Annotated in this window: 16 protein-coding genes; 6 read left to right on the top strand and 10 right to left on the bottom strand. The window is 65.4% G+C overall.

Translation table 11 applies throughout. The annotated features are described in order from the left end of the window. Window positions 1-7: 7 nt before the first annotated feature. The 4 genes from coaD to ACODS5_RS06520 all read right to left on the bottom strand — a co-directional run bounded on the left by coaD (window position 8) and on the right by ACODS5_RS06520 (window position 4,163). Complete coding sequence (gene coaD / locus ACODS5_RS06505; protein ID WP_134691301.1) at window positions 8-487, bottom strand: pantetheine-phosphate adenylyltransferase; 480 nt, start codon at window positions 485-487, stop codon at window positions 8-10. Between the two features lie 111 nt (window positions 488-598). Continuing rightward, window positions 599-2,197: a GMC family oxidoreductase gene (locus ACODS5_RS06510; RefSeq protein ID WP_489108250.1), complete on the bottom strand. Its 1,599-nt coding sequence runs from the start codon at window positions 2,195-2,197 to the stop codon at window positions 599-601. Window positions 2,198-2,247: 50 nt separating this feature from the next. Beyond that, window positions 2,248-2,733: a twin-arginine translocation pathway signal protein gene (locus ACODS5_RS06515; RefSeq protein WP_489108251.1), complete on the bottom strand. Its 486-nt coding sequence runs from the start codon at window positions 2,731-2,733 to the stop codon at window positions 2,248-2,250. Beyond that, window positions 2,733-4,163: a coniferyl aldehyde dehydrogenase gene (locus ACODS5_RS06520; protein ID WP_134691307.1), complete on the bottom strand. Its 1,431-nt coding sequence runs from the start codon at window positions 4,161-4,163 to the stop codon at window positions 2,733-2,735. The genes ACODS5_RS06515 and ACODS5_RS06520 overlap by 1 nt, the downstream gene beginning before the upstream one ends. A gap of 172 nt (window positions 4,164-4,335) precedes the next feature. Here ACODS5_RS06520 and ACODS5_RS06525 point away from each other — a divergent pair, with 172 nt between their 5' ends. Both ACODS5_RS06525 and ACODS5_RS06530 read left to right on the top strand, forming a co-directional pair. Beyond that, window positions 4,336-5,001: a TetR/AcrR family transcriptional regulator gene (locus ACODS5_RS06525; RefSeq protein WP_134691309.1), complete on the top strand. Its 666-nt coding sequence runs from the start codon at window positions 4,336-4,338 to the stop codon at window positions 4,999-5,001. 35 nt (window positions 5,002-5,036) lie between these two features. After that, the gene (locus ACODS5_RS06530) at window positions 5,037-5,891 is read left to right on the top strand and encodes a sulfurtransferase (protein WP_489108252.1); all 855 of its coding nucleotides are present in this window, start codon (window positions 5,037-5,039) and stop codon (window positions 5,889-5,891) included. Between the two features lie 89 nt (window positions 5,892-5,980). Here ACODS5_RS06530 and ACODS5_RS06535 read toward each other — a convergent pair whose 3' ends face one another. The 6 genes from ACODS5_RS06535 to ACODS5_RS06560 form a co-directional block, all read right to left on the bottom strand. After that, on the bottom strand, window positions 5,981-6,973 hold the full coding sequence (locus ACODS5_RS06535; RefSeq protein WP_134691313.1) for a hydrolase: 993 nt from the start codon (window positions 6,971-6,973) through the stop codon (window positions 5,981-5,983). A gap of 59 nt (window positions 6,974-7,032) precedes the next feature. Beyond that, window positions 7,033-8,415 (bottom strand): M16 family metallopeptidase, encoded by a 1,383-nt coding sequence (locus tag ACODS5_RS06540; protein ID WP_489108253.1) that lies wholly within the window; start codon window positions 8,413-8,415, stop codon window positions 7,033-7,035. Beyond that, window positions 8,408-9,715: a M16 family metallopeptidase gene (locus ACODS5_RS06545; RefSeq protein WP_489108254.1), complete on the bottom strand. Its 1,308-nt coding sequence runs from the start codon at window positions 9,713-9,715 to the stop codon at window positions 8,408-8,410. Before ACODS5_RS06545 ends, ACODS5_RS06540 begins: the two co-directional genes overlap by 8 nt. Before the next feature lie 97 nt (window positions 9,716-9,812). Beyond that, entirely contained in the window at window positions 9,813-10,415 is a 603-nt protein-coding gene (rsmD, locus tag ACODS5_RS06550) for a 16S rRNA (guanine(966)-N(2))-methyltransferase RsmD (RefSeq protein WP_489108255.1), read from the bottom strand. Further along, window positions 10,415-11,908 carry a M16 family metallopeptidase gene (locus ACODS5_RS06555; RefSeq protein WP_489108256.1) on the bottom strand — a complete coding sequence of 498 codons (1,494 nt, stop codon included), beginning with the start codon at window positions 11,906-11,908 and terminating at the stop codon, window positions 10,415-10,417. Before ACODS5_RS06555 ends, rsmD begins: the two co-directional genes overlap by 1 nt. Next, on the bottom strand, window positions 11,901-13,256 hold the full coding sequence (locus tag ACODS5_RS06560; protein WP_134691323.1) for a M16 family metallopeptidase: 1,356 nt from the start codon (window positions 13,254-13,256) through the stop codon (window positions 11,901-11,903). Before ACODS5_RS06560 ends, ACODS5_RS06555 begins: the two co-directional genes overlap by 8 nt. Before the next feature lie 234 nt (window positions 13,257-13,490). Between ACODS5_RS06560 and ftsY the strand changes: the two genes are divergently transcribed. The 4 genes from ftsY (at window position 13,491) to rpoH (ending at window position 17,688) form a co-directional block, all read left to right on the top strand. Beyond that, window positions 13,491-15,029, top strand: a complete 1,539-nt coding sequence (gene ftsY / locus ACODS5_RS06565; RefSeq protein WP_489108257.1) for a signal recognition particle-docking protein FtsY — start codon at window positions 13,491-13,493, stop codon at window positions 15,027-15,029. Next, window positions 15,026-15,697 (top strand): cell division ATP-binding protein FtsE, encoded by a 672-nt coding sequence (ftsE, locus tag ACODS5_RS06570; RefSeq protein ID WP_134691327.1) that lies wholly within the window; start codon window positions 15,026-15,028, stop codon window positions 15,695-15,697. The genes ftsY and ftsE overlap by 4 nt, the downstream gene beginning before the upstream one ends. Beyond that, window positions 15,694-16,722: a permease-like cell division protein FtsX gene (gene ftsX, locus ACODS5_RS06575; protein ID WP_134691328.1), complete on the top strand. Its 1,029-nt coding sequence runs from the start codon at window positions 15,694-15,696 to the stop codon at window positions 16,720-16,722. Before ftsE ends, ftsX begins: the two co-directional genes overlap by 4 nt. Window positions 16,723-16,833: 111 nt before the next feature. Continuing rightward, window positions 16,834-17,688 carry an RNA polymerase sigma factor RpoH gene (gene rpoH / locus ACODS5_RS06580; RefSeq protein ID WP_134691329.1) on the top strand — a complete coding sequence of 285 codons (855 nt, stop codon included), beginning with the start codon at window positions 16,834-16,836 and terminating at the stop codon, window positions 17,686-17,688. Window positions 17,689-17,702: the final 14 nt, after the last annotated feature.

Raw genomic sequence — 17,702 nt, forward strand, 5'->3', positions numbered from 1 at the left:
CCGTGGCTTACTTGCGGAAGCGCTCGGTCAGCGCGTCGGCCACGGCCGGGTGGACGAACTTGGTGATATCACCACCCAGCGCGGCGATTTCCCGGACCAGGGTCGAGGAAATGAACGAGTAGCGCTCCGACGGCGTCAGGAACAGGCTCTCGACGTCCGGTGCCAGCTGGCGGTTCATGTTGGCCAGCTGGAACTCGTACTCGAAGTCGGAGACCGCGCGCAGGCCACGCAGGAAGACATTGGCGCCCTGCTCCTTGGCGAAGTGCGCCAGCAGGGTGGAGAAGCCGATGACTTCGACATTGGGCAGGTGCTTGGTGACCTCGCGGGCCAGCTCGACCCGTTGTTCCAGCGGGAACAGGGGGTTTTTCTTGGGGCTGGCCGCCACGGCGATGATCACGTGGTCGAACAGTCGCGAGGCGCGTTCGACCAGGTCGCCATGGCCTTTGGTAATGGGGTCGAAAGTACCCGGGTACAACACTCGGTTCATCGCGTCATCCTGGCTGGAGTGCGTTGGGGAGTCGGATGGTAGCGCAGCGATTGCGCCCGGCCAAGTCGCGTGGCCGGCCGATGGCACTATAGACAGTACGGCCATTGGCTGTCATGCGCGTGCTGCCAGGCGGCCGATCAGTGCGTCGCTGAGCCGCGCGGCCAGGGCATACACCGATAACTGCGGGTTGGCGCCGATGCTGGTGGGGAACAGCGAACCATCGTGGATCGACAGGTTTTCCAGCTGGTGGTGGCGGCCGAGGCTGTCGCAAACGGCCTGGCGCGGATCTTCGCCCAGGGCGCAGCCGCCCATCACATGGGCGCTGCCCAGGCGCATGCGCAACAGTTGCAGGGGCAACTGGTCGATCATCGCCTGGGCTTGCCCGACCGTGTCGACATAGCGGGCGTCGCCGTGCACCGGCAACACCCGGCGGGCACCGGCGGCGAACTGGATCTGCGCCATGCTGTGCCAGGCGCGACGCAAGCCGTCGCGCAGGTAGTCGGTAACCGGGTAGTCGAGCACGGGCGAGCCGTCGCCGCGCAGTTCCACCTGGCCGCCCGGGCTGTCGGGGTGGAAGCCGTCGCGCAGCAGCGCCAGCATCACATGGGTGTGGGGCAGCTCGGCCATGCGCAGGGCGTTGTCCTGGCCATGACCGCCCAGCAGGGTGCTGGCCAGCGCCGGGTGCAGCGGCGGCACCTCGAGCTTGTAGCCGACCGGCCCGGCGACGCCCGCCTGCCATTGGAACTGGTCGCTGTAGATCGACTGCGGGGCGCCGTAGTAAGGGTCGATGCGTGCCTGGAACTGCGCGGCGCTGAAATTGACCAAGTGCAGGAAGGTGCGTTTGCCCAGGCGCTGGTGCGGGTCCGGCGCTTGGGAGCGCAGCAGCAGGGCCGGGCTGTTGATGCCACCGCCGGCCAGCACGTAGTGGCGGGCGCGCACGCGCACATGGCGCCCCGTGGGCTGGATACCCTGGGCATCGAGAGCCTGGCACTGCAGGTGGTCGATGCGCTGGCCGTCGTGGCTGAAACGTTCGGCGCGGGCCAGGTAGAGCAGCGCGCCGCCGTTGTCCAGGGTGGCGGGGATGCTGGTCACCAGCATCGACTGCTTGGCGTTGACCGGACAGCCCATGCCGCAATAGCCCAGGTTCCAGCAGCCGCGCACATTACGCGGGATCACCGCCCAGCGATGGCCTAGGGCTTCACAGCCGCGGCGCAGCACGTCGTTGTTGGCATTCGGCGGCAGGGCCCAGGGGCTGATGCCCAGGCGTTGCTCCATGCGCGCGAACCAGGGGGCCATGGCGGCGCTGTCCAGGCCTTTGACCGCGTGCTCCCGGGCCCAGTGTTCGAGGGTTTGCGGCGGTGTGCGGAAGCTCGAGGTCCAGTTGACCAGGGTGGTGCCACCCACTGCGCGGCCCTGGAGGATGGTAATGGCGCCATCCTTGCTCAGGCGCCCGAGGCCTTCCTGGTAGAGGTCGGCGTAGGCCTGGTTTTCCAGCAGGTGGAAGTCGCTGCTGGTCTTCAGTGGGCCTTCCTCGATCAGCAGCACCTTCAGCCCGGCGGCGCTGAGCAGCTCGGCAGTGGTGGCGCCTCCCGCGCCGCTGCCGATCACGGCGACGTCGGCCTCGAGGGTCTGGTCTTGCTCCAGGCGTGAACCGTCATGGGTGGTCCAGCCTCGTTCGAGGCCTTGGCGAAACGGGTCTGGCACGGGCATGGGCTTCTCTCTGGCGCCTATCGGGTGGTTGAAACCATGGGAGCGATGAGTCAGATCCTGGGTGGTCCGGGGTAGCCGCAGGCCGCCCAGGCTTCGGGGCGCTCGTACCAGGCCATCAACAGCAATTGCAGTAACGACGCATGTCCCTGGCGCAGCAGGCCCAGGGAACTGTCGCGCCAGCGTTGCAGAAACGCCTCGACCTGCGTGGCGTCAGCGTTTGCCCAACTGCCCCAGACCCCGGTCAACGGCCCGCGGGTCAGGGGTAGGCTCAGCACATCGAACAATTGCCGGCTGAGTTTGAGCATGGCTGGCGACAGTGCTGCCAGTTTGTGGTCGAGGCTATGCAGTACCAGCTCTGGGGTCGCCTGGGTGCCGGCCAGCACCACCGGGATCAACGCCCGCAGCAGCGCCAGGTCGTCCTCGCGCAGCGTGTGGTAGCCGGACGAGGGCGTCTGCTGGCTGCAACCGACCAGGCTGGTGGCGCCCAGGAACAGCGTGGCCCCCATGCCGAAGCGCAGCAACTGGCGGCGTTGCATCAGCGGATGAACAGCTTGTAGACCAGGCGTTGCAAGGCCTTGCCATAGGGCGGGTAGATCAGCCGAGCCGCATTGATGCGCTGCTTGGCCAGCACCGCCTTGGCCTTGCTGAAGGTCAGGAAACCCTCGTGGCCGTGATAGTGGCCCATGCCCGACGGGCCGATACCGCCGAACGGCAGGTCATCCTGGGCCACGTGCAACAGGGTGTCGTTGAGGCACACCCCGCCGGAGTGGGTGTCGCGCAGCACCCGCGCCTGTTCGCCGCGGTCGTAGCCGAAGTAGTACAGGGCCAGCGGGCGCGGGCGCTGGTTGATGTAGGCCAGCGCATCGTCGAGGCTGTCGTAGGGCACCAGTGGCAGCAACGGGCCGAAGATTTCCTCGTGCATCACCTGCATGGTGTCGTCCACCCCCAGCAGCAGGTGCGGCGGCAGGCAGCGACCTTGACGCTGCTCTTCGGGGTACAGGTCGAGCACCTGGGCGCCGCGTTCGCGGGCGTCGCTCAGCAGGTGTTCCAGGCGTTGCAACTGGCGTGGGTTGATGATCGCGGTGTAGTCGGGGTTGTCGGTCAGGCGCGGGAACTGCCGACGCACGGCGCGTTGGTAGGCGTCGGCGAAGGCGCCGAGGCGATTGCGCGGCACCAGTACGTAGTCGGGCGCGACGCAGGTCTGGCCGGCGTTGAGGTTCTTGCCGAAGGCGATGCGCTCGGCGGCGGTGTCCAGCGGCACATCCGCGGAGACGATGGCTGGCGACTTGCCACCCAGCTCGAGGGTTACCGGGGTGAGGTTGTGCGCGGCAGCCTGCATGACATGGCGGCCGACGCCGGTGGCGCCGGTGAACAGCAGGTGGTCGAAGGGCAGGCGGGAGAAGGCCTGGCCCACCTCTACCTCGCCCAGCACCACACTGACCAGGTCGGCGGGGAACACCCGTTCGAGCAGGTCCTTGAGCAGCAGGCCGGTGGCGGGGGTGGCCTCGCTGAGCTTGAGCATCACCCGGTTGCCGGCGGCCAGGGCGCCGGTCAGCGGGCCGATGGCGAGGAACAACGGATAGTTCCACGGCACGATCACCCCCACCACCCCCAGCGGCTGGTACAGCACCTTGGCGCTGGCCGGCTGGAACGCCAGGCCCGCGCGCCGGCGCGAGGGCCGCATCCAGCGCTGCAGGTGTCGCTCGGCATGGCGCAGGCCCTGTACCGAGGGCAGCAGCTCGGCGATCAGGGTCTCGTCGCGGCTGCGGCCGGAGAAGTCACTGTCGATGGCGGCGACCAAGGCGTCCTGTTCTTTCACCAACGCTTCGCGCAGGCTCTTGAGCCACTGTCGGCGTTGCGCGGCCGGGGGCATGGAGTTGCCGGCGAATGCCTGGCGCTGGGCGGCGAACATCGTCTCCAGGGCGAGGTCGGATGTAACAGGAGGCGGGGTGGTGATCGAGGTCATGGCGCGGGCACCCGTGGTTGGTCGTGAATAGAGCCTATACTCTAATTCTTTCCACGGTGAGTGGTTGTTCTGCCAGATCAGCGGACATTTGCGCAGTTCGGCCCTGACGGCACCGGTCAATAGTCCGTAAGATGGCCCTTCATCAGAGAACGCCCGGAGACTGGAGCTGAGCATGGCCCCGCGCATGAAGACCCGAGAGCGCATCGTGCAGAACAGCCTGGAGCTGTTCAACCAGCAGGGCGAGCGCAGTGTCAGTACCAACCACATTGCCGCGCACATGGAAATCTCGCCCGGCAACCTGTACTACCACTTCCCCAACAAGCAGGCGATCATCGCCCTGTTGTTCAGCCAGTACGAAGAGCTGGTCGACAGCTTCCTGCGCCCGCCCCAGGGCCGTGTCGCCACCGTCGAGGACAAGCGCTTCTATCTCAAGGCGCTGCTGGCGGCGATGTGGAACTACCGCTTCCTGCACCGCGACCTCGAGCACCTGCTCGACAGCGACCCGGAGCTGGCCGCCCGCTACCGGCGCTTCTCGCGGCGTTGCCTGCAACAAGGCCAGGCGATCTACCGCGGCTTCGTCGAAGCCGGGATCCTGGCCATGGATGGCGCACAGATAGAATCGCTGACCATCAATGCCTGGATCGTGCTGACCTCCTGGGTGCGTTTTCTCAGCACTACCCGCGAGCATAGCGCGCACCTGGGTGAAGAAGCGTTCATGCGCGGCGTCTACCAGGTACTGGTGCTGGAGCTGGGCTTCGTCACCCCGGCCGCGCGCAGTGCCGTGGACACCCTCTGCGAAGAATTCCATGTACCTTTCAACCAGGCCCTGGAGCACTGAGCCAAGGCCTTCGAGTCACTTGTCAGGAGATTGTCATGCCCTTTGCGCAACTGATCACCCCGCAACAACTGGCCGAACGCCTGGACGCCCCCGGCCTGGTGATCCTCGACTGTCGCTTTGCCCTGGAAGATGTCGACTACGGTCAACGCAGCTATGCCGAGGGACATATCGCCGGCGCGCATTTTGCCGACCTGGAGCGTGACCTGAGCGGGCTGGTGGTCAAGGGCCGCACCGGGCGACATCCGCTGCCAGACCCGCAGCGGCTGGTCGAGCGCCTGCGCGAGTGGGGTGTGGACAATGACAGCCAGGTGGTGCTCTACGACGATGGCCCGGGTGCTTATGCCGCCCGTGCCTGGTGGCTGTTGGCCTGGCTGGGCAAGCGCAGCGCGGTGTTCATCCTCGATGGCGGCCTCAAGGCCTGGCATGCCGCGCATTTGCCGCTAAGCCTGGACCCGCCGCCACGGCGCGAGGGCACGTTCAGCGGTGAGCCGGACATGAAGCTGCTGATCGACGCCAAGCACTTGGCCGAGCGCCTGGGCGAGCCGGACTTGACCCTGATCGATGCTCGCGCGTTGCCGCGTTTCCGTGGTGAAGTCGAGCCGCTCGACCCGGTGGCCGGGCATATTCCGGGGGCCCAGTGCGCGGCGTTTACCGACAACCTCGATGCCGATGGGCGATTCCTGCCGGCCGTGCAGCTCAAGCAGCGTTTTGCCGAGAAACTGGGCGATCGCTCGCCAGCGCAGTTGGTGGCCTATTGCGGCTCGGGCGTGACTGCTTGCCACAACCTGTTCGCCCTGGCGCTGGCGGGCTATCCGTTGGGACGTTTGTATGCAGGTTCCTGGAGCGAGTGGATCAATGATTCGCAACACCCCGTGGCGACCGGCGACTGACCTGGACCTGTAGGAGCCAGCCTTGCTGGCGATGCAAGGCGCAGTCTTGCCAGAAGGCCCATTCGCCAGCAAGGCTGGCTCCTACAGAGTCACCGCCCCTGCAGCAGCCATTGTGGAATCCGTCGCTCCAGGTAATACCCCGGATTGCGCAGGCTGCCGTCCACGAACCCAACGTGGCCACCCCGGCTGTGCAGCTCGAACTGTGTCCCTGTGGCCAGCTCATTGGCATTGGGCAGGCTGTGGCCGAACACGAATGGATCGTCGCTGGCGTGGATGATCAGCGTCGGCGTGCGGTTTTCGCCCAGGTAATAGCGGCTGGAGGCCCGCCGATAGTAATCGTGGGCGTCGTTGAAACCATTGAGCGGCGCAGTGACCCGCCCGTCGAAATCCCAGAACGTGCGCAGGTTGCGCAGCGAGCCGAGGCGCTCGAGGGCGGCCAGCCCTTCGTGGTGGCCCTGGTCGCGAAAAAGCCGCTGCTTGTTGTGCACGTAGCCGCGCATCTCGCGCATGAAATGCGCCTGGTAGACCTTCGAGAAACCCTGGCCGATACGGTCGGCGCACTGGTCCAGGCGAAACGGCACCGACACGGCCACCGCCGCCTCCAGCAAGCTGGCCGAGCCACTTTCCCCCAGGTACTTGAGCAGCACATTGCCGCCCAGCGAATAACCCACTGCATACAGCGGTGCCAGCGGTCGCTGGGCACGCAGGTGACGGAGGGTCTCGGCCAGGTCTTCGCTGGCGCCGGAGTGGTAGCTGCGCGGCAGCAGGTTGGGCTCGCCCGAGCAACCGCGCCAGTTCAGCGCGACGCTGGCCCAGCCGTGCGCCTGCAGGGCTTGCTGCAGGCCTTTGACATAGGGCGAGTGGGATGAGCCGGTCAGGCCGTGCAGTACCAGCACCAGCGGTGCCTCAGGCCGGTGCGGGCCGTGCCAGTCGAGGTCGAGGAAGTCGCCGTCGGCCAGCCACAGGCGCTCGCGCTGGCGCGAAAGGTCGGGGAGTTTGCGCCACAGTGGCCCCCACAAGGTTTGCAGGTGGGGGTTGGACAGGCCGGTGGCCGGGCAGAAGGTGGCGCTGAGGCTGGGCATGCTGGGGGCTCGTGTTGTGCCCGCCTAGAGTGCCATGAAACAGCGCCACTGTACCTGCGCTATTGGTCGGTTGTCGTCGGTGCTGGCAACGGCTGCTGATCCAGCGATGGTCCTGCGCTCACCGCGACGATGGCATCGAGGTCCAGCAACTGCAGGGCCTGGCGCACATCATCCACGGTGAGGCTCAGCAACCGATCGACGTAAGTGGATAGATGGTCGTCCGGCAAGTCCTGCTGGCCCATTTTTGCCAAAAGCCGACTGAGTGTCTGGTTGCGGGCGACTTCACGCAGGCGCGTGCCGGCCAGTTGCCGGCGGGCCAGGTCCAGTTCGGGAAGGGTCGGGCCTTGAGTGATGAACTGGCTGAGCACCTCGCTCACCAGATCCTGGGAGGCATCGTTGTAGCGCGCGTCGATCTCCCACTCGATGACCAGTATCGTCGCTGCTTGCAGCGGTATCAGGGTCGATCGCACATCGTAGGTCAGGCCACGCTGCTGTCGCAGTGTGCGCATCAGTCGTGATTCCATGCCCACGCCCAGTACCTGGTTGGCCATCACCATGGCCAGATACGTCTGCGTACCGGCTCGCAGCGGGTGGCGTAGGGGGACGGCCAGTAGTGCCGTGTCGCTGGCGCCCGCTTGTTCCACATGGATGATTTCCGCTACCGGGGCCGGCACGGGGGGCGTATCGATAGCTGTCCAGCCCTGTGGCAGCGCCTGGCAGATGCGTTCAGCCAGGGTTTCGGCCTGTGCCCGGGACAAGTCACCCACCAGCGATATCTGCAGGTTGCTCGCCGAGTAAGCGCGTTGGTGGAAGGTCTTGACGGCGTCGACGTTGATGGACGCTATGCCTGCTTGGGTGGCGCTCAAGGCATGGGCATAGGCATGGCCCTTGAACAACTGCCGAAAGGCTTCGTCGCGAATGCGTGATTGCGCTGAAGCGTCTGTCGCGGCTTGTGCTGCCAGCACCTGGCGTTTGATGCGGGCCACGGCGGCGTCGCTCAATGCAGGTTGCGCGACCATGCCGATCAACAAGTCGACCGCCGGTTCCAGTACGGCGCTGTCGGACAGGCTGCGCAGGCTCACGCTGGCATGCTCTGCGCGCAGGCGCTTGTCGATGGTAACCCCCAGGCTTTCCAGGCGCTCGTTGAATTGATTGGCAGTCAGTGCCTGGGTGCCTTCGTCCAGGGTGTACAGCGTCAAGGCGGACAGGCCTGGTGAATCGCCATCCAGCGCGCGGCCAGCCTTGAACTCGAGCACAAGGTCGACCAGGGCAAGCTGGTGGCTCGGCACGAATCGAACCGAGGTCCCACTCTGGGTGTGCCAATGCTGTACGGGCTTGCTGATCGGCTCGAGCTGGTTCAGGTCCAGGTCCCGGGTCGAGCTGAATTGTTCCGGGATGATGCCGGTGGTTTGCGTTGATTCGCTTCGGATGATGTCATTCATCGGCGTGCTGCTCCTTGCGTTGCAGGTATGTAATGGTCATGCGTTCGCGTGTCAGCCAGGCTTGGGCCGCCTCCTGCACCTGGGCGGCGCTTACCTGGCTGATAAGCCGTGTTTCCTGGTCCAGCAGGTGCGGGTCCTGCCCGCCGACATAGGCTTGGCCAATGGCTGTGGCTTGCTGATCGATGTCGTCTCGCCTGAAGGTCAGTTCGGCCAGCAGGCGAACCTTGGCTCGTTTGAGCTCTTGTGCCGTCGGCGGGGTCGTGCGCAGCAGGTCTATCTGTTCCAGTACGCGCTCGGCTGCGGCGTGCACGGTGGTTTTGGCTGAGGTGTAGGCGGCGAGGGTCCATAAATCGTCACCGCGGCTCAGATGGGTGTAATCGGAGCGCACCCCCAGTAACAGCTCCTCGGTGGTTACCAACTGGCGGGCCAGCCGGGAGCTGGTGCCTTGGGTCAGGATGTGGCAGATCAGGCGCAGTGCATGGGGCTGTGCAGGGAGGATGGCGGTTGCCAGGCTGGGTGCATTGAAGCTGATCAGCACACCATCGCGCAGGCCCGGCAGCGTCAGGGTCTGTTCGCGACGATGCAGCTCGGTGGCGGCACGGGGGATCGTGCGGGGCGGTAACGGTTGCGCTGCGATGTCGTTGAAATGGCGCGTCACCATGGTTTTCAACTGCGCCAAGGTCATATCGGCGACCACCACCAATGCCGCGTTGTTGGGGCGGTACCATTGCCGGTGCCAGTCACGCATGGCTCGGCTGGTCATCCGCTCAAGGTCCTTGCGATGTCCGATCACCGGCGTCGCGTAAGCACTGCCCGTGTGGGCAAGGGCATTGTGCTGTTCGTATGCCAGGCCGAGTGGCATGTTATCGACCTGCGCGCGGCGTTCGGCCATGACCACTGCGAGTTCACGGTCGAAAGGTGACTCGCCCAGCGTTGCACTCGCCATTGCGTCAGCCATTGCTTCCAGGGCGATTTCCATGCGCGAAACGGGCAAGGTCATGTAGAAGCAGGTTGCATCGTGGGTGGTAAAGGCATTCGCAGCGCCGCTCAGATGCTCGATCAGGCGTGAGTACTGGCCGGGTGCGAGTTTGCTGCTGCCCTCGAACATCATGTGTTCCAGCAGATGGGAAAGCCCGGACTGGCCCGTGGGTTCCAGGCTGGCACCTACCTGGTACCACAACTGCGCGCAGGCCAGCGCAGTGCGACGGTCTACGCGCAGGTAGACCTTGAGGCCGTTGTCGAGGGTGAAGTGTTGCAGTGTCGGGGCTGTGGTAGCGCCCGTAGGGGAAAGTGATGGCATGACAGGGTGGCTCCTTGACGGCGGTATGCCGGAGCAGTGTCATGCCAGTGAGGTGCCCGCCTGCGTTACATAGTGCTGCAGGCGGGGCGCCGGTGTTTCAACCGCGTTGCCACAACGCGTAGTGCACCTGCCCGGTCTTTTTCTCGCGGTGCAGGCGCCAGTTACCCGGTATCGGCAGTGAGGAGGGCACGGCTTCGCTTTCGGTGTAGATCCACGCCTGCTCGCGCAGCCACTGGCCTTGTTCCAGCAGGTTGCAGGTGTTGGCCAGCAGGTCCTGGTGGAACGGCGGGTCGAGGAACACCACGTCGAATTGCTGCTTGGCCGGGCCTTGCAGGTAGCGCAGGGCGTCGGTCTGCAGGATCTGCCCGCGCGGGCAGCGCAACACTTCGAGGTTGTCCTTGAGGTTGGTGATGGCCGCGGGGTTGCTGTCCAGCGCCACGGCATCCTTCGCGCCACGGGATAGCGCTTCGAGCACCAGCGCGCCGCTGCCGGTGAAGGCATCGAGCACCAGGGCGCCCTCGATGTAGGGCGCTAGCCAGTTGAACAGGGTTTCGCGCACTCGATCAGGGGTCGGGCGCAGGCCTTCGCCTTCCGGCACGGCCAGGCGCCGGCTGCGCCATTCTCCGGCGATGATGCGCAACTGGCCGGGGCCCTTGCTGGCGCCTGGGGCCGGGCGCGCGGGAGTGTTGGGTCTTGCCATTAGTGCTCCGGTACGCCGAGCGGCTGCTCGGCGGGTTTGTCAGTGGGGGCCGGCAGCGGTTGCTGCGCCACCTTCGGGCCGACGGTGACGATCACCAGCTTGTCCGCCGCGAGATGCTTGTTCATCGCGGCCTTGACCTGCTCGACGCTCAGCGCCTGGGACTGTTGCATGAAGTCCTCCAGCCAGCTCAGCGGCAGGTTATAGAAGCCGATGGCGCCCAGTTGGCCGACGATGCTGGCGTTGCTGGCATTGGACAGCGGGAAGCTGCCGGCCAGCTCGCGCTTGGCGTCGTCCAGTTCCTGCTGGCTCGGGCCGTTCTTCAGGTACTCGGCGAGGATGTCCTGAACCAGCTTGAGCGTGCCTTCGCTAAGCTCGGCGCGGGTCTGCAGGTTGATCATGAACGGGCCGCGCACCTGCATCGGGCTGAACACCGAGTACACGCCGTAGGTCAGGCCGCGTTTTTCGCGCACTTCGCTCATCAGGCGGGTGCCGAAGGCGCCGCCGCCGAGGATCTGGTTACCCAGCGACAGGGCGGGCCAGTCCGGATCGTTACGGTCGATGCCCAGCTCGGCCAGCATCAGGTGGGTCTGCTTGGACGGGAAATCGATGTGGGTCACACCTGGCTTGGGTTGCCGCGGCTGCTCGGGCTTGGCCAAGGGCTGCCCCTTGGGCAGGCCGGCCGATACCTGGTTGGCGATGGCCTCGGCCTCGCTGCGGCTGAGGTCGCCGACCAGGGCGATCACTGCGTTGCCGGCGGTGTAGGCCTTGGCGTGGAAGGCGCGCAGTTGTTCCAGGGTGATGCCGGGGATGGTCTGCGCGGTGCCGTCGCTGGGGTGACCATATGGGTGGCTGCCGTACAGGTTGGCGAAAAGCGTCTTGCCGGCGATCTTGCCAGGGTTCTGCTTCTCGTACTCGAAGCCGGCGAGCATCTGGTTCTTGATGCGCTTGAGGGCGTCCTCGGGGAAGGTCGGTTTGCCGACCACCTCGGTGAATAGCCTGAGTGCTGGCTCGCGTTTGTCAGCGACGCTGAGGCTGCGCAACGAGGCCACTGCCATGTCACGGTAGGAGCCGTTGCCGAAGTCGGCGCCCAGTCCTTCGAAGCCTTCGGCGATAGCGGTCACGTCCTTGCCCGCCACGCCCTCGTTGAGCATGGCGTTGGTCAGGCTGGCCAGGCCAGGGACGCTGCCGTCCTGGCTGCTGCCGGCGGCGAAGGTCAGGCGCAGGTCGAACATTGGCAGCTCGCGGGCTTCGACGAACAGGACGCGGGCGCCTTCGGTGGTGGTCCAGTGCTGGATGTCCAGTTGGCGGCGGCTGGGCGCCTTGCCGTCGAGCTCGGCCAGCGATTGCAGGGTATTGGCCGGGCGGGCGGCGGTGTCCGGCTTGGCTGCGTTATCGGACTGGGCCGGGCGGGCCAGCAGGACGGCAACGGCCACCACCAGCACGATGATCGCCAGGCCGAACAGGGTGTAGCGCGGTGCGCTGCGATCACTCATGAGCGGACTCCTCGGGCAGTACATGGGCAACGCTCAGGCGTTCGCGGGTGAAGTAGGTACGGGCGGCGGCCTGAATGTCCTGCGGGGTGACGCGCTTGAGATCGTCGAGCTCGCTGTCGATCAGTTTCCAGGACAGGCCGACCGTCTCCAGCTGGCCGATGGTGGTGGCCTGGCTGCTGATGGAGTCGCGCTCGTAGACCAGGCCGGCGATTACCTGGGCGCGCACGCGCTCCAGTTCCTCGGTGCTGGGTGGGGTGGTCTTGAGTTCGTCGAGCAGTTCCCAGACGCCTTTTTCAACCTCGGCCAGGGTCTTGTGCTTCTGCACGTTGGGCGTGGCCGAGATCAGGAACAGGCTGTCGCCGCGGGTGAAGGCGTCGTAGCTGGACGAGGCGCCGGCCACCAGCTCCTGGCCGCGCTCCAGGCGCGCGGGCATGCGGGCGCTGTAGCCGCCGTCGAGCAAGGCCGAGATCAGGCGCAGGGCGTTGACGCTGCGCGGGTCCTTGGCGGTGGCCAGGGCCGGGACGTTGAAACCGTAGATCAGGCTGGGCAGTTGCGTGCGCAGGTGCAGGGTCAATTGGCGCAGGCCCGGTTCGGCCAGCTCCAGCGGCAGCTTGCTCGGCGGCACCGCACGCTTGGGGATGGGGCCGAAGTACTTCTGCGCCAGGGCTTTCACTTCGTCGGGCTTGACGTCTCCGACCACCACCAGGGTGGCGTTGTTCGGCGCGTACCAGGACTCGTACCAGTGGCGCAGTTCCTCGACCTTCATGCGCTCGAGGTCGGCCATCCAGCCGATGGTCGGGGTGTGGTAGCCGCTGGCCGGGTAGGCCATGGCGCTGAACAGCTCGAAGGCCTTGGCGTTGGGCTGGTCGTCGGTGCGCAGGCGGCGTTCTTCCTTGATCACCTCGATTTCCCGGCTGAACTCGTCGGCCGGCAGGCGCAGGCTGGCCAGGCGGTCGGCTTCGAGTTCGAAGGCCACCGGCAGGCGGTCGCGGGCCAGCACCTGGTAGTAGGCGGTGTAGTCGTCGCTGGTGAAGGCGTTTTCCTCGGCGCCGAGGTCGCGCAGGATGCGCGAGGCCTCGCCGGGGCCAACCTTGGCGCTGCCCTTGAACATCATGTGCTCGAGGGCGTGGGACAGGCCGGTCTGGCCCGGTGTCTCATAGCTGGAGCCGACCTTGTACCAGATCTGCGAAACCACCACCGGGGCGCGGTGATCCTCGCGCACGACCAGCTTCAGGCCGTTGTCGAGGATGAATTCGTGGGTGGGTTGCACATCGGCGGCCAAGGCCGCGAGCGGCAGGCACAACGTGCCGAGCAACAGGCCTGCGGCGCGGCGGGCTAGAGCATTCATACGGTGTTTAACCTGTTCGGCGGCCCGCTTGGGTTTAGCGTCGGCGGGCCAGGAGGTGCTAGGATACTGATCCGGTTGCCTGGCGACCATGCCTGTCGCCGTTCTGGCCCGCAGGCCCTTACGACAAAACGTTGCGCATGAACCAGATGGCTCCACGGTAGTCTGTTCTGCGTGACTCGAGAATTCCCGATGCGCCGCTGCTGGCCCATCGCTACCCTGAGATAGCCGTCTTCCATGTTTGGTTCCAACGACGACAAAAAAGCGCCGGCCGAGGCTGGCGAGAAGAAAGGCCTGTTCAGCTGGTTTCGCAAGAAGCCGCAGCCCACTGTCGCCGAACAGCCGCAAACCCCTGAAGCGCAGGTCGTAGAGCCGACGGCGCCGGTCGAACCGGTACCTGCGGTCGAACCGCCTGCTGCCGTTGAACCTGTTGCGCCGGTGCCCGCAGCGCCTGTGCCCGAGCCTGTGCCCGAGCCTGTGGTTGTCACGCCGTTGCCGACCCCTGTCGCAGAGCCGGTCGCGTCCGTGCCTGTGCACGCGCCTGTAGTCGAGCCGATGACCGCCGAGCCCTTGCCGATTCCGGTCGTCGAGCCCGTGGTCGCCGAGCCCGCCCCGGCGCCGCTGGCCGAACCAGCTGCGCCGGTGAGCAACCTGGTGCTGCCGGTTGCCGAAGAGCCGGTGGCGCTGGTCCCTGACCTCGAGCCCAAGGCGCCACCGGCTATTCCGGAGCGCCCGGCGGCCGAGCCGGAGGTGGTCGTGGCCGCCGTGGTGGCACCGGTGGTGGCTGAATCTGTCGTCACGGCCGTGGAGCCAGAGCCTGCCCCTGTCGTCACTGAGCCCGCCAAGCCTGGCTTCTTTGCCCGCCTCAAGCAGGGCCTGTCGAAGACCAGTGCCAGCATCGGCGAAGGCATGGCCAGCCTGTTCCTGGGCAAGAAAGTCATCGACGACGACCTGCTCGACGAGATCGAGACCCGCCTGCTGACCGCCGACGTCGGTGTCGAGGCCACCTCGACCATCGTCCAGAACCTGACCCAGAAAGTTGCCCGCAAGCAGTTGGCCGACGCCGACGCGCTGTACAAGTCGCTGCAGGAAGAGCTGGCCGCGTTGCTGCGCCCGGTCGAGCAGCCGCTGAAGATCGAGGCGCAGAACAAGCCCTACGTGATCCTGGTGGTTGGCGTGAACGGCGCCGGCAAGACCACCACCATCGGCAAGCTGGCTAAAAAGCTGCAGCTCGAAGGCAAGAAAGTCATGCTCGCCGCCGGGGACACCTTCCGCGCCGCCGCGGTGGAGCAGTTGCAGGTGTGGGGCGAGCGCAACCAGATCCCGGTGATCGCCCAGCACACCGGCGCCGACTCGGCCTCGGTGATCTTCGACGCCGTGCAGGCCGCCAAGGCCCGCAACGTCGATGTGCTGATCGCCGACACCGCAGGTCGTCTGCACACCAAGGACAACCTGATGGAAGAGCTGAAGAAGGTCCGTCGGGTCATGGGCAAGCTTGATGTCGAGGCGCCGCACGAGGTGCTGCTGGTGCTCGACGCCGGTACCGGGCAGAACGCCATCAGCCAGGCCAAGTACTTCAACCAGAGCGTCGAGCTGACCGGTCTGGCCCTGACCAAGCTGGATGGCACCGCCAAGGGCGGCGTGATCTTCGCCCTGGCCAAGCAGTTCAACATCCCGATTCGCTTCATCGGTGTGGGCGAGGGTATCGACGACCTGCGCACCTTCGAAGCCGAACCTTTCGTCAAGGCGCTGTTCGCCGAGCGTGAACCTTCATGATCCGATTCGAACAGGTAGCCAAGCGCTATCCCAATGGCCATGTCGGCCTGCACGAACTGAGCTTCCGGGCGCGGCGTGGCGAGTTCCTGTTCGTCACCGGCCACTCCGGCGCCGGCAAGAGCACCTTGCTGCGGCTGTTGCTGGCCATGGAGCGTCCGACCAGCGGCAAGCTGATGCTGGCGGGGCAGGATTTGGGGCAGATCAGCAACGCGCAGATCCCGTTCCTGCGTCGGCAAATTGGCGTGGTGTTCCAGAACCACCAGTTGTTGTTCGACCGCACCGTGTTCAACAACATCGCCCTGCCGCTGCAGATTCTCGGCCTGTCCAAGACCGAAATCGCCAAGCGCGTCGACTCGGCGCTGGAGCGTGTGTCGTTGAGCGACAAGGGCGAGCTGTTCCCGGCCGACCTGTCCACCGGTCAGCAGCAGCGCGTCGGCATCGCCCGGGCCATCGTCCACCAGCCGGCCTTGCTGCTGGCCGACGAACCCACCGGTAACCTCGACCCGCGCCTGGCCGCGGAGATCATGGGCGTGTTCGAGGACATCAATCGCCTCGGCACCACGGTATTGATCGCCAGCCACGACCTGGCGCTGATCGCGCGCATGCGCCACCGCATGCTGACGCTGCAACGCGGCCGCTTGATCGGCGATGGGGAGGCCGGGCAATGAGCACCACACGTACACCAAAGGTTTCCGAGCGCGTCGCGCCAAAAGCCGCCGATCCGCAGCCGTCGAAGCAAAAGCGTGGCGATCACGATGACGATGGCCCGGACTTGCGCAGCCTCCTGCACGCCTGGCTGGAAAGCCACCGTGCCAGTTTGGCCGACAGCTTGCGCCGCCTGGGCAAGCAGCCGATCGGCAGTTTCTTCACCTGCCTGGTGATGGCCGTGGCGCTGAGCATGCCCATGGGCCTGTCGTTGTTGCTCAAGAACGTCGAGAAACTCGGCGGTTCCTGGCAGCGCGCGGCGCAGATCTCGCTGTACCTCAAGCTCGATGCCAGCAGCCGCGATGGTGAGGCCCTGCGTGACGAGATCAAGGGCATGCCCGGTGTCGCCGAGGCCCAATACGTCAGCCGCGAGCAGGCGCTGGAAGAGTTCCAGCAACAGTCAGGCCTGGGCGAGGCGCTGCGCGAACTGCCGGACAACCCACTGCCCGGCGTGGTGGTGGTGACCCCGACCGAGGTCGACAAGCCAGCCCTGGAAGCCTTGCGTCAGCGCCTCTCCGAGCTACCTCGCGTGGAAGTGGCGCAGCTGGACCTGGTGTGGGTCGAGCGCCTGGCGGCGATTCTCAAGCTGGGTGACCGGTTCGTCTTCGGCCTGGCGGTGATGCTGATTTCCGCGTTGCTGTTAGTAATCGGTAACACAATTCGTCTACATATCGAAAACCGTCGGGTCGAGATCGAAGTGATCAAGCTCGTCGGTGGCACCGACAGCTACGTACGTCGGCCTTTCCTGTATATGGGCGCCCTGTATGGACTGGGTGCGGGCGTGCTGGCCTGGGGTATCCTGGCGTTCGGCCTGAACTGGCTGAACGACGCGGTGGTCGGGCTTTCCGGCCTGTATGGCAGTGATTTCGCCCTGGGTGGCGTACCGGCCTCTGATGGCCTTTCACTCTTGATCGGGGCGGTACTGTTGGGGTATATCGGTGCATGGATCGCAGTCGCTCGTCACTTGAACGAGCTTGCACCGCGATAAATGTTTCATAGCCAGTATTGACAAATTTTTCATCCTGGAACTTGTACAACGGTTCCTTGTCTATGCTGGCAGTGCCCAAAAGGCATGAGTCTGTAAGCCGGAGGTACTTGAATGACCAATTCGTTGCAACCTGCCTATGCCCTGGTTCCCGGTGCAAACCTGGAAGCCTACGTGCACACGGTCAACAGCATCCCCTTGCTGACGCCGGAGCAGGAGCGTGAACTGGCCGAGCGTCTCTACTACGAGCAGGATCTCGAGGCCGCTCGGCAAATGGTGATGGCCCACCTGCGTTTCGTTGTCCACATCGCCCGTAGCTATGCAGGCTACGGGCTGGCCCAGGCCGACCTGATCCAGGAAGGCAACGTTGGCCTGATGAAAGCGGTAAAGCGCTTCAACCCGGAAATGGGCGTGCGTCTGGTGTCCTTCGCGGTGCACTGGATCAAGGCCGAGATCCACGAGTTCATCCTGCGCAACTGGCGCATCGTCAAGGTGGCCACCACCAAGGCCCAGCGCAAGCTGTTCTTCAATCTGCGCAGCCAGAAGAAGCGCCTGGCCTGGCTGAACAACGACGAAGTGCATCGCGTGGCCGAAAGCCTTGGCGTTGAGCCCCGTGAAGTACGCGAGATGGAAAGCCGCCTGAGCGGTCATGACATGGCCTTCGACCCAGCGGCCGAAGCCGACGACGACAGCGCCTTCCAGTCGCCTGCGCATTACCTGGAAGACCACCGCTACGACCCGGCCGTGCAACTGGAAGACGCTGACTGGAGCGACAACTCCACCAGCAACCTGCACGAAGCCCTGCAAGGCCTGGACGATCGCAGCCGCGATATCCTTTACCAGCGTTGGCTGGCCGAGGAGAAGGCCACCTTGCATGAGTTGGCCGAGAAGTACAGCGTGTCGGCCGAGCGTATTCGCCAGCTGGAGAAGAACGCGATGAACAAGGTCAAGGCATTGATCACGATCTGATCGGCGCTTGGCTG

It is taken from the genome of Pseudomonas sp. FG47, assembly GCF_057809115.1.